The organism is Aminithiophilus ramosus, from assembly GCF_018069705.1.
GTDB classification, from domain to species: domain Bacteria; phylum Synergistota; class Synergistia; order Synergistales; family Aminithiophilaceae; genus Aminithiophilus; species Aminithiophilus ramosus.
In genome coordinates this window covers 98,118-111,749 of record NZ_CP072943.1, presented here as the reverse complement: position 1 = coordinate 111,749, position 13,632 = coordinate 98,118, and the positions used below count along the sequence as shown (strand labels likewise).

Sequence of the window (13,632 nt, the reverse complement as noted above, 5' to 3'; positions counted from 1 at the left end):
CGATGGCCTCCCGTTACGTCGTCGTCGCCGGGTGCGGCCGCCTCGGATCGATGCTCGCCGGCGAGCTTTCGTCACAGGGAGAGTCCCTTGTCGTCATCGACCGGGACGGAAGGGCTTTCCGTCGTCTTCCGCCCGAGTTCAGCGGATTCACCCTCGAAGGGGAGATGACCGAGCCGGAACTGCTCCGTCGCGCAGGGACGCATGAGGCTCATCTCTTCCTGGCTACGGCCGACGACGAAAACGCCAACCTTTTCGCGGCCCAGGCGGCGCGGACTCTTTTCTCCGTCCCGCGCGTCGTCGCCCGCGTCGAAACGCCCCAGAAGGCCCGACTCTGGTCGCGTCTGGGAATCGAGACGGTCTGCCCGGCCCTCGATCTGGCCCCGGCCTTCCTGGAAAAAAAGCGATGAGGATCGTGGCCACCGGAAGCGGACGGCTTCTCTATTTCATGGCCCGGCGCATCCTGGAAAAAGGCCATCGGCTGACGCTCGTCACCTCCGATCATGCCGAAGCCCTTCTGCTCGCCCGACAACTTCAGATCCCCGTCATTTTCGGCGACGGGACGGATCCCGCCGTTCTGCGCGATGCCGAGACCGACAAGGCCGATCTTCTGGTGGCCCTCTCCCCCCGCGACGACGAAAACCTGGTCTCGGCCCGCATCGCCCTGGAGGAGATGGGCGTGTCCCGCGCCCTGGCCCTTTCGGGAGATCCCGACAAGGAAAGCCTCTTTCTGGCCCTGGGGATCGAGCCCTTTTCGGTGACGACGCTCCTCGTCGATCTGCTGGAGCAGCAGGTCCGCTTCGACGGAGGGCATCTCTCGCCTCTGGCCCGAGGACGCCTGGGCCTGCTCGAGATCGTCCTCGACGACTCAAGCCCGGCCGCGGGAAAGGAGGTCCACTCGCTCCGCCTGCCCAAAGAGACCCTGCTCGTCTCCGTCGTTCGAGGCGAGGAGGTCCTCGTTCCCCGAGGCGACACGATCCTCCTTTCCGGCGACCTTCTTGTCGCCGTGGCCCTTCCCCTCCGGATCGGAGAGCTGGAGCGGGCCCTCCTGGGGGAGGTCTGAAATGGCCCCCTCACGCTTGCCGGTCCGACGGCCCTATCTGATCGTGGCTGCCTATTCGGGGCGCATTCTCTGGCTGACGTCGTTTCTTTTTTTCCTGCCGCCTCTGGCCCTTCTCTTCTATCCCGAGGAGAGAATCTGGGCCCTCTCGTTTCTTGTTCCCGGCCTCTCCCTCGGCGTGGTGGGATGGGGGCTCTGGAGGAGCTTCAGGCCGAAGAGCCCGGCGACCCTATCCTTTCAGGACGGCGCCGTCGCGGTCCTTCTCGTCTGGTCCGTCGCCTCCGTGTTCGCCGCTTTCCCCATGGCCTCGGCGGGCCGTCTGACTCCGGTACAGGCCCTGTTCGAATCCGTAAGCGCCTGGACCACGACGGGGCTCTCCGTCGTCGACGTCGAAAACGCCCCTCGTCTGCTCCTCCTGTGGCGCAGCCTCCTTCAGCTGGCAGGAGGCGCGGGCCTGGCCATTTTCCTTGTCGCCCTCGCCGGAAGCCCCAACGGAACGGGGCTGTCCTCCGCCGAAGGGCGGACGGACCAGCTTGTTCCCCACATCCGCTCTTCGACGAAGCTCGTTCTCTCTCTCTACGGAGCCTACGCCCTCATCGGCATCGCGGGCTACCTCGCCGCGGGGTTATCCCTTTTCGACTCCGTCAATCACGCCTTCGCCGCCGTGTCGACGGGAGGCTTTTCGACGCGCGGATCGAGCATCGGCGCCTGGGATCGCGCCGCCGTGGAGGCCGTCTCCATCCCCCTCATGCTCCTGGGCAACCTCAATTTCCTGACCGCCTTCCTCCTCGTCAGAGGCCGCTTCCGGGCCGTGGCCCGCAATGGAGAAATCCGTCTCCTCGTCGTCGCCGCCGCGTCGGCCTTTCTCCTGGCCTTCCTTTTCGTCAGCCGGAATCTCTATCCCCAGATGGACAAGGCCCTGCGCGTCGCCCTTTTCGAAACCCTCTCGGCCCTGACGACGACGGGATTCTCGACGGTGAGTTACGGCGATTGGAACGGCTTCGGCCGGAGTCTCCTCATCGTTCTCATGATCATCGGCGGCGGAACCTGCTCGACGGCGGGAGGGGTCAAACAGGCTCGCGTTCATCTCCTCTTTCGCAGTCTGTTCTGGGAGATCAGAGGCGCGTTACTCCCTCCGGGGGCGCTTCTGGTCCCCGTCATGGCCGACGGGGAGAGAGAGACGGCCGTCACCGGCGGCAAGATCAGAGAGGTGGGCGTCTATTTTTTCCTGTATGTACTCGCCCTCGCCGTCGGGACGCTCCTTCTGGCAGGGCAGGACATTCCGCTGGAGGCCGCCCTGTTCGAAACGGCCTCGGCCCTCGGCACCGTCGGTCTTTCCGTGGGCGTCGTCTCCGCTACGGCCACATCGACGACGCTCTGGACCCTTACGGCGGCCATGTTCCTGGGACGACTGGAGTTTCTCGTGGTCTTCGTCGCCCTGGCCCGTCTGTGGCGGGACTTTGTCTCAAACGACCGTTGAGGGGCGCGCCGCATGACGCCCCTGGTTACCGAAAGCCTTACATCCGAAAAGGAGGTCTCCCCTTTGAATCCCTCTCCTCTCGCCCGTCTGCTGCTCGCCTGTTCCGAAGGCATCACCCGATGGAGGACGCGAAAAGGATTGAAAGGTAAATGGATTCTCAGAAAAAAAGTTAATCTGTCTCAGTGTCCCAACGGCCTTTTCGGAAAGATGACGGTGGAGCGGACCGTCGCCTATCAGAGACGCTTCGAGGAAATCCTCTCCCTCACGCCGGAAGTCGCCGCGGCGCCGTCGCTGGAGTCCCTCCCGGAAGAGCTGCGCATCCGCGTCCGCAGCGTCATGGAGGACGCCCACCGTCGAGAGGGACTGAGCGTCCTCTACCTGGCCGTCCTCGTCGACCAGTTCCTCGCCACGGAAGCCCTGGCTCAGAAACGCTACCGCCACCGCTGGGCCGAAATGGTCCTCCACGAGGAGTACCTCCCCCCTTCCGTTCCCGCCCCGGAGGCCTTCTTCTACGCCGCCCGGAGCTGGGAGCCCTGACGATCGCCTCGGCGAAAGCGGGGCGAGGTGAAAACGCATAAGACGCGTGAGGGGATTGCAGGCTCGGCCTGAAACCCCCTCACGCGTCTTATGCAGGAAGACCCATCGCCTCGGGGATACCGCTGACGCGCCCTGCGCGAGCCCCGGAGCCGCAGAGACCGGTCCGCCAGGAGGATCAGAGGGCCTCGAGAATCTGGCGCATCGCCCCGAGAGGGTCGCCGAGGGGACGGGCGAAGAGAAAGTCGGTGTGGGCGTCACGGGCGAAGCGCTCGAAGGCCTTCATGGCGGGACGCAGATCCTCCTCGGCGTCGGCCTGACAGTCGTAGAACAGGGCCACCTTGGGCATCACGCCGTAGCGGAGCGGACGGGGAGCCCCCTCGGCCACCTCGACATAGGGGCGCACGAGAGGCATCAGGCACTCCATGGCCGTCTCGAGCAGAGGCGGCGGAAAGCCCCCGACGAGCGGCGAGACGAAGAAGACGCCGTCGGCGTGGAGGCAGGAGCGCATGAAATCGACGGGATCGCCGTCGAAGTTCTCCCGGTCCGCCTCCCCTCCGTGATGGTTCGAGGGGGCGGCGGGACGGAGAGACCTCTTTTCGCGGAGGCGGATCGATTCCACCTCGTGGCCCGCGGCGGCAAGGGTCCCCTCCAGCGCCGACAGCCTCCCGTCGAAAGAGGCATCCGCCCTGGGGTTTCCGTCAACGATCAAAAATCTCAAAGCCCTTCACGCTCCTCCGTCGCCTCTGGCGAGCTGCGCTCCCTCACGAAAGAAGGGGGAAGCCCGCACCCCCCTCTTCCCGGCCCGTTCAGACCGTCCGGCCGGACGCGCCCGCCCTCTCTCCTCCCGGGCGGGGAAGGAAAACCTCGACAGTCAGACCCCCTCCGTCGCGGTTGAGGGCCCGGATCGTCCCTCCATGAAGGCCTACGGCCCGTCGGGCGATGGTCAGGCCCAGCCCCACGCCGCCGCTCTGCCGGTCCCTGGCCCCTTCGAGGCGGTAGAAGGGGCGGAAAAGGTTTTCCAGCTCCTCGTCGGGGACGCCGGGCCCTCGGTCGGCGACGCGGATCCCGACGCCGTCGTGTCCGCGGAGCGGCGCGAAGAGCTCGACGTCGACGTCGGTCCCCTCGGCCGTGTAGCGGAGGGCGTTGCGGACGACGTTCTCCACGGCGCTTTTCACCAGCTCGCCGTTGCACTCCAGCCAGAGAGGAACGTCCTCTCCGATGAACCGGACCCCTTTGCCGTGGTGGCTGGCCTCGAAATGGGCGTCATCGACGACGGCCATGACAAGGGCCGTCATGTCCTCCCGCTCCGTCCTGAGAGGGCCCAGGTCGGCCTCGAGGCGGGAGAGGGAGAGGAGACGGCCGATCATGGCGTTGAGGTTTTCGGCCTCCCTCTCGATGCGGTCCAGAGGTCCGCCGAGACTCCCGTCGGCCTTCTTCCGAGCCAGGGCGAGGGCCACGTTGAGCCGGGCCAGGGGAGACCGCAGCTCGTGGGAGACGTCGCGGAGAAGACGCTCCTGGGCCTCGAGAAGTTCGGCGACGTGACGGGTCATCCTGTCGAAGCTCCTGCCGAGCTCGCCGATCTCGTCGCCGCGCCGGAGGATCGGCTCGCCCACCCTCACGGCAAGATCGCCCTCGGTGACGGCCAGGGCCGCCTTGTTCAGGGCCAGGACGGGCCCGATGATGTGGCGGGCCAGGAGGAAGCAGACGACGCCGGCCGTGGCGATCAGCCCCGCCAGACGAAGCCAGAACTCGACGGGGTTGCGTCCCAGGAAGTGCCAGGGCGGCGGCACGGGGACGGCGCCGGCCAGGATATAGGAGCCCCTCTCGGTCGATACCCTCCGGGCCGAGAGGACGACGGGACCGATCCGGAAGAAGGTCTCCCCCCGGGCCAGACGGTCGACGATGGAATCGGCCAGACGGGCGCTCATGGGGTCTTGGGTGATGGGATTTCCGTCGCCGTCGAAGAGGTGGATGAAAAAGCCGTCCTGGACGGGATCTTTCTGGATCGAGCGCCCCACGCCCCGGTACCCTTCGGCCTCGAAGACCTCGATGAGGGCCATCCCCCGGACTCGGACGGCCTCGGCCAGGAGATCCTCCCTGCCCGTTCGCAGGATCCCCTGATGGGCCATGACGAGCGTCAGCCCCATGGTGAGGAGTCCCATCAGAAGGACCGAGACGAGGAAGGAGAGGAAGAGGGTCAGAAAAAGGCTGTTCCGTCTCACCGTCAGGCCCCCTCGGGAGGAAGGGCGAAGAAGTAACCCTCGCCTCGGAGGGTCTTGATCCGTTCCGAGCCGTCGCCGTAGGACCCCAGCTTCTTGCGCAGGTTGCTGACGTGGACGTCGATGCTCCTGTCGAAGGGGGAGTAGGGGCGCTTGAGGACCTGGAGGACGAGTTTTTCCCGGGCGACGACCTGGCCGGCCGAGCGGAGCAGGGTCTCGAGGAGGTTGAACTCGACGGAGGTCAGCTCCAGAGGCTGACCTCCGACCCTCACGGCCCGGGCCCCTCCGTCCAGTTCCAGATCGCCGGCGGAAAGCAGGCTCGAAGGCCCCTCATCGACCCGTCCCCGGCGGAGGACGGCTCGGATGCGGGCCACCAGCTCCCGGGGGTTGAAGGGCTTGGGCAGGTAATCGTCGGCTCCCATCTCGAGGCCCACGATGCGGTCGATGTCGTCGCCGCGCGCCGTGAGCATGAGAACGGGCAGAGAGGATCGGCTCCGGATCTCGCGGAGAACGTCGAAGCCGCCCATGACGGGAAGCATGATGTCGAGAACGGCCAGCGCGTAACGCCCCTGAAGGGCCCTGTCGACGCCCGATCGTCCGTCGTGGACGGCGTCGAGGGAGAACCCCTCGGCCTCGAGGTACTCCCGCAGGAGATCGCAAAGTTCAAGATCGTCGTCGACAAGCAGAATTTTCTCCATATCGGTCCACTCCTCCCGGAAAGCCATCCTCATTCTATCGCGTCGAGCCCCTCTTTTCCGTCAAGAACGGATAGGGTGTCTCAAGCGTCGCTTTCGGCTTCTTCAGGAATCTTAACCTCCCTGGACCGCCTCTTTACGGGCCACGACATACAATGATGTCGTCGTCCCATCAGTCTACACAAAGGAGGTCGAGCCATGAAAGGACTCGCCGCACTGCTTCTCCTGCTCTCCTGCCTCGCCTTTCCGGCGGGCCCCTCGTCCGCCGAAGAGGGCACTTTACTCGATCTCGAGGCCTGCATCGCCCTGGCCCTGGCCAACCATCCCGACCTGCGCTCCGGAGCGGCCCGCACCGAAGGGGCGGAGGCGGTCATCCGCCAGAAGGAGGCGGCCCTCAGGCCCACCGTGGAGCTCTCCTCGTCCTTCAAGGAAAAGGAAGGGAGCGACAGCTCCACGGCCGAAGCCGCCGTCAATCAGCTCCTGTCCGACGGCGGCCGCACGAAGGCATCGATCCGCATCGCCCACTACGGCCGCGACGGCAAGGCCCGCGACCTGGAGCGGACCCGTCAGACCGTGGCCTACGACGTCAAGGAGGCCTATTTCGGCCTCCTCAAGGCCCGGAAGGACTATCTCCTGGCCCTGGAGACGGCCGAGATCTACCGGGAGCAGCTCGAGAAGGCCAAGGTGAGCTACGAGACGGGGACGGTGGCCCGGTCGGACGTGACGGCGGCCCAGGTCGATCTGAGCCAGGCCGAGCTCGACGTGATCAAGACCCGCTCGTCCCGCGACGTGGCCAAGGCCGAGCTGAGCAAGAGCCTGGGCCTCCTCGTCCTCGCCGGCGGCTACGACATCGCCGACGTCGAGGACGACCGGGAGGTCTCTTTCTCCTTCGAAGAGGCCTTCGCCAGGGCCAGGGAATTCCGGCCCGACCTGAAGTCGTTGGAGTTCTCCCTTCTCGAGGCCGAAGAGACCGTCCGCTACCAGAGCCTGGGCCTCAACCCCCAGCTCTCGGCCTCCGGGGGCTACGACTGGAGCGATGGCTCCTCCTCCAGCAGCGGCGGAGAGTGGGCGGTGGGGCTCAGCCTCGCTATTCCCCTCTACGACGGGGGACTGACGGCGGCCAAAACGGCCGAGGCCCGGGCCTCTCTGGCCGAGACTCAGGCCGACTACGACTCCCAGCTCCAGCAGGTGGCCCTCGAGGTCCGCACGGCCCTTCTGGAGATCGACGAGGCCCGTCAGAACATCGCCGCCACGGAGATGACCGTCCTCCAGGCCCGGGAGAACCTCGACCTCTCCATGGGACGGTACGCCGTCGGAGTGGGGTACCAGCTGGAGGTCCGCCAGGCCACGGAAGACTATAACGAGGCCCGCAAAGAGGCCAACGCCGCACGGTACGACTACAGCCTCGCCCTGGCCTCCCTGGAGAAGGCCCTGGGTGGGGAAATCGACAGGGCAGGCAAGGCAGAGGAGCACGAAAAGGAGGTCTCCCGAGGATGATCCGAAAACTGTTCCTTCTTGCCGCCGTCGCCGCTCTGGCCGCAGGAGGCTATTTTTATTTCAGGAAACCCGAGCCCGCCTTGAGCTTTCTCACGGCCGAGGTGACGCGCCGCGACATCGTCCAGACCGTCTCCGCCACGGGGACCATCGAGGCCGTCAACACCGTCGACGTGGGGACCCAGGTCTCGGGAACGATCAACAAGATCTTCACCGACTACAACGGCATCGTCAAAGCCGGACAGGTCATCGCCACCATCGACCCCATCCTTTTCGAGGCCGAGGTGGCCGCCGCCGAGGCCGATCTGGCCGTCGCCCAGGCGGGGGTGGCCGAGGAGGAGGCCGACCTGAACGACGCCCGCCGCGATTACGAGCGCAAGAAGACCCTCTTCGCCAAGGACTTCATCGCCGCCTCCGAAGTGGACACGGCCATGAGCACCTTCGAGGGAGCCCGGGCGCGGGTGACATCGGCGAAGGCGACGGTCCTCCAGGCCAGGGCCAAGCTGGACAAGGCCAGGGCCAACCTGAACTACACGACGATCACGTCGCCTCTGGACGGCGTCGTCGTCGCCAAGGACGTCAGCGAGGGGCAGACCGTGGCCGCCAGCTACTCGACGCCGACCCTTTTCACCATCGCCGAAGACCTGACGAAGATGCAGGTCGAGGCCGCCGTCGACGAAGCCGACATCGGCTATCTCCGGGAGGGGATGAAGGCCCTCTTCACCGTCGACTCCTACCCCAGCGACACCTTCGAGGGCTACGTCCACCAGGTCCGCTTCCAGGCCGAGACGGAAGAGAACGTCGTCACCTACACCGTCGTCGTCCGCGTCGACAACCAGGAGATGAAGCTCAAGCCGGGCATGACGGCCAACGTGACCTTCGAAATCGCCTCGGCACGCCGGGTCCTGGCCGTCCCCAACGCGGCGTTCCGCTTCTCGCCCCCGGGCGAGGCCGCAGGAGGAGACCTTCTCTGGATCGCCGGCGAGGGAGGATCCCTCAGGGCCCTGCCCGTGGAACGGGGGCTCAGCGACGGCCTTTTCACGGCCATCTCGGGCGACGTCGAAGAGGGACAGACCGTCGTCACGGCCGTCACGGGAACGGCCAAGGCGACCAAGAAGGCCGACAGCGCCCCGCCCCGGCCGGGGATGTTCTAGCCATGGCCCTCATCGAACTGAAAGGGATCGAAAAGATCTACGCCATGGGAGAAGTTTCCGTCCGTGCCCTGAGGGGCATCTCCCTCTCCATCGACAAAGGGGAGTTCGTCGCCATCATGGGCGCATCGGGGTCGGGCAAGTCGACGCTCATGAACATCCTGGGCTGCCTCGACAGTCCCACTTCGGGCACCTACCGCCTCGACGGCCAGGACGTGAGCGGTCTCGACGGCGACCGCCTCGCCGCCATCCGCAACGAAAGCCTGGGCTTCGTCTTTCAGGGCTTCAACCTTCTGGCCCGTACCTCGGCCCTGGAGAACGTCGAACTCCCTCTGCTCTACGGCGGCGTCGACCGCCGGGAGCGCCACAGGAGGGCCCATGAGGCCCTGGTCCGGGTCGGACTCGAAGGGCGGGAGCATCACCAGCCTCACCAGCTCTCGGGAGGCCAGCAGCAGCGCGTCGCCATCGCCCGGGGCCTCGTGGGCGGCGCCCCCCTCCTCCTGGCCGACGAGCCGACGGGCAACCTCGACTCGACCACGAGCGAGGAGATCATGGGACTCTTCCAGCAGCTCAACGACGAACGGGGCATCACCATCCTCCTCGTCACCCACGAGCCCGACATGGCTCTCTTCGCCCGGAGGATCGTCACCGTCCGCGACGGGCTGATCCTCTCCGACGAAGAGGTCCGCGAAAGGAGGGCCTGCTGATGATTGCCGCACGAGAAATTCTCCGCATCGCCCTGCGCTCCCTCAGGGTGAACCGCATGCGCTCGGCTCTGACCATGCTGGGCATCGTCATCGGCGTCGCCGCCGTCATCGCCATGTTCGCCATCGGCAACGGCGCCAACGAGAAGATCGGCTCCACCATCGCCTCCATGGGGACCAACCTCCTCATGGTCCTGCCCGGATCGGCCACAAGCGGCGGCGCCCGCCAGGGATCCTCCTCCGTCCCCACTCTGACCCTGGAGGACGCCGAGGCCATCGGCCAGGAGATTACCACCGTCGAGGATGTGGCGCCGGTCCTCAACGGGTCGGCCCAGATCGTCTTCGGCAACGCCAACTGGGCCACCACCGTCTGGGGGACGACGACCTCGATCATGAACGTCCGCTCCTGGACTCTGGCCTCGGGGCGAGTCTTCAACGACTCCGACGTGAGAAGCGCCGCCAAGGTCTGCATCCTGGGACAGACCGTGGCCGAAGAGCTTTTCGGCCGCGACGACCCCCTGGGCAAGACGGTCCGCATCAACAAGATTCCCATGACCGTCATCGGCCTTCTGACGGAAAAGGGGAGCGCCGCCATGGGGAACGACCAGGACGACGTCCTCTTCGTCCCCGTCACGACGGCTCAGAAACGGCTCTTCGGCTCCCGTTTCCCCGGCAAGATCGGCACGATCATGGTCAAGGCCGTCAGCTCCGAGACCCTCGACTTCACTCAGGAGGAGGTGACGCGCCTCCTGGCCCAGCGCCACCGCATCCGCTCCGGCCAGGAAAACGACTTCGACGTCCGCAACCTCTCGGAGTTCCTCGAGACGGCCAAGGAGTCGACGCGGATCATGTCCCTCCTTCTTGCCTCGGTGGCCTCCGTCTCCCTCCTCGTCGGCGGCATCGGCATCATGAACATCATGCTCGTCTCCGTCACGGAGCGGACCCGGGAGATCGGCATCCGTCGCGCCATCGGGGCCAAACAGGCCGACATCCTGGCTCAGTTCCTCGCCGAGGCCCTCCTTCTCTCCCTGGCCGGAGGCCTCGTCGGCATCGCCCTCGGCGGCCTGGGCTCGACGCTCCTCTCCCGTTTCGCCGGGTGGACGACGGCCGTATCCTCCCTCTCCGTCGGCCTCGCCTTCGGCTTCTCGGCCCTCATCGGCGTCTTCTTCGGCTTCTACCCGGCCTGGAAGGCCTCCGAGCTGCGGCCCATCGATGCCCTGAAGTACGAATAGACCTTCCTCGAACCACCTCCTCCATACAGAGGAAGCGGGCCGCCCGAATCGGGCGGCCCGCTTCCTCTTCCCCTTCCGCACGATCAGACCCGACGGGAGGCGAGAAACACCTCGAGCCCCGCCCGGAGGACGGCGACGCTCCGGTCCAGTTCGTCCAGGGAGAGATGCTCCTCGTCGCTGTGATCGAGGCGGCTGTCCCCTGGCCCGTAGGCGGCCAGGGGACAGTTCCATGCCGCGGCCAGGTTGAAATCGGCCGTGCCCCCCTTCACGAGAAGGGCCGGTCGGGCGCCCAGGGTCCGCACGCCCGACGTCAGGGCCCGTGCCATGGCGTCGTTCCGGCCGACGTGGTGAGCGGCGACGGCCTCGAGGCGTCGGACCTCGACGTTCTGGACGACCGAGGCCAGATCGGCCTCCCAGGCCGCCGGATCGGCGCCGAGGGGGAGACGGACGTCGATTTCGACGGAGGCCGACCGTCCCGCCTCCTCATCGCCTCTCATGAAGGCCACCGCCGCCGAGGGACGGTCGACGACGAGGCGCGACGGATCGTCGAGGGACCGGACGCGGCCGATGAGGGCCGCCGCGGCCAGCACCGTCGCCGTCAGAGGACCTGAGTTCCCGCTGCGGTGGGCCCCTCCGTCGGAGGCCGCCAGCTCCAGGAGGAGCCGTCCCCTGTAGGCGATGGTGACGCCCGTCGTGCCCGAAGGCTCGCCGACGACGCAGCCGGCCGGAGCGTGGAGGGGAAGACGGTACCGCATTCCCCGCGAGTCGCGCTCCTCGCCGACGGCGGCGACGAGAGTCACCTGCCACCCCGGAGGGAGAGGCAGAGCGCCTCCCGCCGCGGCGAGGGCGCAGAGGGGGCCCTTGGCGTCGACGGAGCCCCGTCCCCAGAGGATAGGGCCCTCGATGCGGAAAGGAGGCCCTCCGGGAACGGTGTCGATGTGGCCGACGAGGAGAAGCTCCCTCTCTCCCCGGCCCCGGCGCCCGACGACGTTGCCCGCCCCGTCGATCTCGACGGACTCCCAGCCCAGGTCGGGAAGACGACGGCTCAGGAGCGAGGCGGCGGCCTCCTCGTGGCCGCTCACGCCGGGCGTGGCCACGAGATCGGCAAGAAGAGCCCCCCAGGGCGTCACGGCCGCCCCTCCAGGACGGAGGCGAAGATCGCGACGGCCCGATCGCAGGAGGGGACGTCGGCCACGAGGGGCGGGAGGAAACGGACCACCTGAGGCCCGGCGGGAAGGGCCAAAAGCCCCCGTTCCTGCAGGGCCCTGACGACGGGAGCCGACCGTCCCTCGATCTCGACGCCGACGAGGAGCCCCAGGCCCCGAACGGCGACGACGGAGGGCAGCTGAGACAGTTTGGAGCGTAGATAGGAACCGACCTTTACTGACCTTTCCAGAAGGCCGTCGCGTCCGATCACCTCATGGCCCCTGAGGGCCACGGCCGAGACGAGAGGGTTCCCTCCGTAGGTCGAACCGTGGCTCATCGACGGGAAATCGCCCAGAGCGCCCTTCCAGACGAGAGCTCCCGCAGGGAGACCTCCGGCCAGTCCCTTGGCGAGGGTGACCATGTCGGGGTCGAGCCCCACGAGAGGCGAGGCCAGCAACGAGCCGCAGCGCCCCCATCCCGACTGGATCTCGTCGGCGACGAGAAGGGCCCCCTCCCGTCGACAGGCCTCGGAGAGGGCCCGTCCCAGGGAGACGTCGAGGGGAAAGACGCCGCCCTCGCCCTGGACGGGCTCGATGAAGACGGCCGCCGTCCTCTCGTCGACAGCCCCCGGAAGCTCTTCGGGAGCGAAAAACTCGACGGGGAGGAGCACCTCCTTCCAGGGATTGCGGTAGTGGGGGTTGAACGTCAGCCCCAGGGCGCCGAGAGTCCGGCCGTGAAAGGCGCGTCGGGCGGCGAGGATGCGGCGGCGGTCGGGCCGAAGAAGCATGACGAGCTTGAGGGCCGCCTCGACGGCCTCGGCGCCGCTGTTGGCCAGATAGGCCCGCCCCTCTTCGAGGAGCCCCCCCAGAAGGCGGAGGAAAGCGCTCCGAGCCGGGGCGTCGAGGCCCATGCCGATCGTCCAGGGAAGGGCCGAGGCCTCGACGAGGGCGGCCCGAAGGTCGGGGTGACCGTGGCCGAAAAGGGCCGCTCCGTGGCCGCAGAGAAAATCGATATACTCCCTCCCCGACCGGTCTCGGACCGTGGCGCCCTCTCCGGCGACGATCTCTAGAGACCGACCGCCATAGAGCGAAGTGCCGGCGATTGGCGCCATAGCTGCGTCCCTCCTCCCTCGACGGCATGACTCAGAGGCGCCTCGCGGCGGCTGTCGGCGAGAACGACGCGGGCCAGCCCGCCCTCGAGGGCCTCGCGGCAGGCCAGAAGCTTTCTTTTCATGTTGCCCTGGGCCATGCGCTCCAGATGATCCCAATCTTCGAGGCCGGCCTGGGTGACGAGGCTTTCGGGGCGGGAGAGGTCCTCCATGAGACCGGCCACGTTGGTCAGAATGACGAGGCAGTCGGCGTCGACGGCCAGGGCGACGGAGGCGGCCAGGCGATCGCCGTCGACGTTGAGATTGAGACCGCTCTCTTCGTCGAAGGCCAGAGGGGGCAAAAGAGGAAGGGCGCCCGAGCGCCACGTCGCCTCAAGCGTCTCTCCCGCGACGGAGCGGACCGTGCCGCTGTAGTTGTCGCGGAGGATGAAGCGGCGCCCTCCCTCGACGGCGCGGAGAAGATCCTTGCGCTCGGCCCGGACCGTCGGGACCGAGTCGGGCCTGAGGACCGGCGCGGCGATGCCGCGGAGGGCCAGCTCCGACGAAAGGCGCCCCGAGAGGGAGAGGGCGGCGGCCTCGAAGAGGGCCCGCTGGGCGGGACCGACATAGCGGCTGCGATAGCCGCTGGGGCTGGTGACGTAGCGACAGGCCACGCCGGCGAGCTCGCAGAGAGAGTCGGTGACGCCGCTGGCGCCGTGAACGACGACCCACCGTTCGCCCCGGCCGACGCGCCGGGCAAGATCGTCCAGCAGCGGGCGCGTATCGTTGCCGACGGCCCCTCCAATTTTGACGATTCCTATCATGATCGA

Annotated in this window: 14 protein-coding genes; 8 read left to right on the top strand and 6 right to left on the bottom strand. The window is 67.2% G+C overall.

What is annotated here, in order from left to right:
• Positions 1-2: 2 nt before the first annotated feature.
• From KAR29_RS00500 to KAR29_RS00485, 4 genes are all read left to right on the top strand, one after another.
• Complete coding sequence (locus KAR29_RS00500) at positions 3-407, top strand: potassium channel family protein (protein WP_274373700.1); 405 nt, start codon at positions 3-5, stop codon at positions 405-407.
• The gene (locus KAR29_RS00495; RefSeq protein WP_274373699.1) at positions 404-1,060 is read left to right on the top strand and encodes a potassium channel family protein; all 657 of its coding nucleotides are present in this window, start codon (positions 404-406) and stop codon (positions 1,058-1,060) included. The genes KAR29_RS00500 and KAR29_RS00495 overlap by 4 nt, the downstream gene beginning before the upstream one ends.
• A 1-nt stretch (position 1,061) precedes the next feature.
• Entirely contained in the window at positions 1,062-2,537 is a 1,476-nt protein-coding gene (locus KAR29_RS00490) for a TrkH family potassium uptake protein (protein WP_274373698.1), read from the top strand.
• A gap of 207 nt (positions 2,538-2,744) precedes the next feature.
• On the top strand, positions 2,745-3,074 hold the full coding sequence (locus KAR29_RS00485; RefSeq protein WP_274373697.1) for a hypothetical protein: 330 nt from the start codon (positions 2,745-2,747) through the stop codon (positions 3,072-3,074).
• 175 nt (positions 3,075-3,249) lie between these two features.
• Here KAR29_RS00485 and KAR29_RS00480 read toward each other — a convergent pair whose 3' ends face one another.
• The 3 genes from KAR29_RS00480 to KAR29_RS00470 all read right to left on the bottom strand — a co-directional run bounded on the left by KAR29_RS00480 (position 3,250) and on the right by KAR29_RS00470 (position 5,991).
• A complete protein-coding gene (locus KAR29_RS00480) occupies positions 3,250-3,792 on the bottom strand; it encodes an NAD(P)H-dependent oxidoreductase (RefSeq protein ID WP_274373696.1) in 543 nt (180 codons plus the stop codon).
• Between the two features lie 88 nt (positions 3,793-3,880).
• Positions 3,881-5,296, bottom strand: a complete 1,416-nt coding sequence (locus KAR29_RS00475) for an ATP-binding protein (protein WP_274373695.1) — start codon at positions 5,294-5,296, stop codon at positions 3,881-3,883.
• 2 nt (positions 5,297-5,298) lie between these two features.
• Entirely contained in the window at positions 5,299-5,991 is a 693-nt protein-coding gene (locus tag KAR29_RS00470; RefSeq protein WP_274373694.1) for a response regulator transcription factor, read from the bottom strand.
• A 195-nt stretch (positions 5,992-6,186) separates the two neighbouring features.
• Between KAR29_RS00470 and KAR29_RS00465 the strand changes: the two genes are divergently transcribed.
• The 4 genes from KAR29_RS00465 to KAR29_RS00450 are packed head-to-tail and all read left to right on the top strand — an operon-like array spanning position 6,187 to position 10,569.
• A complete protein-coding gene (locus KAR29_RS00465; RefSeq protein WP_274373693.1) occupies positions 6,187-7,485 on the top strand; it encodes a TolC family protein in 1,299 nt (432 codons plus the stop codon).
• Complete coding sequence (locus tag KAR29_RS00460; RefSeq protein WP_274373692.1) at positions 7,482-8,636, top strand: efflux RND transporter periplasmic adaptor subunit; 1,155 nt, start codon at positions 7,482-7,484, stop codon at positions 8,634-8,636. The genes KAR29_RS00465 and KAR29_RS00460 overlap by 4 nt, the downstream gene beginning before the upstream one ends.
• Before the next feature lie 2 nt (positions 8,637-8,638).
• A complete protein-coding gene (locus KAR29_RS00455) occupies positions 8,639-9,340 on the top strand; it encodes an ABC transporter ATP-binding protein (RefSeq protein ID WP_274373691.1) in 702 nt (233 codons plus the stop codon).
• Positions 9,340-10,569, top strand: a complete 1,230-nt coding sequence (locus KAR29_RS00450) for an ABC transporter permease (RefSeq protein ID WP_274373690.1) — start codon at positions 9,340-9,342, stop codon at positions 10,567-10,569. The genes KAR29_RS00455 and KAR29_RS00450 overlap by 1 nt, the downstream gene beginning before the upstream one ends.
• Positions 10,570-10,652: 83 nt before the next feature.
• On the opposite strand, the gene KAR29_RS00445 is transcribed toward KAR29_RS00450, so the two are convergent.
• Genes KAR29_RS00445 through KAR29_RS00435 form a run of 3 tightly spaced genes read right to left on the bottom strand, consistent with a single transcriptional unit; the run spans position 10,653 to position 13,626 of the window.
• A complete protein-coding gene (locus tag KAR29_RS00445; RefSeq protein ID WP_274373689.1) occupies positions 10,653-11,699 on the bottom strand; it encodes a M20/M25/M40 family metallo-hydrolase in 1,047 nt (348 codons plus the stop codon).
• Positions 11,696-12,826 (bottom strand): aspartate aminotransferase family protein, encoded by a 1,131-nt coding sequence (locus KAR29_RS00440; protein WP_274373688.1) that lies wholly within the window; start codon positions 12,824-12,826, stop codon positions 11,696-11,698. Before KAR29_RS00440 ends, KAR29_RS00445 begins: the two co-directional genes overlap by 4 nt.
• Positions 12,781-13,626 (bottom strand): amino acid kinase family protein, encoded by an 846-nt coding sequence (locus KAR29_RS00435; protein ID WP_274373687.1) that lies wholly within the window; start codon positions 13,624-13,626, stop codon positions 12,781-12,783. The genes KAR29_RS00440 and KAR29_RS00435 overlap by 46 nt, the downstream gene beginning before the upstream one ends.
• Positions 13,627-13,632 lie beyond the last annotated feature (6 nt).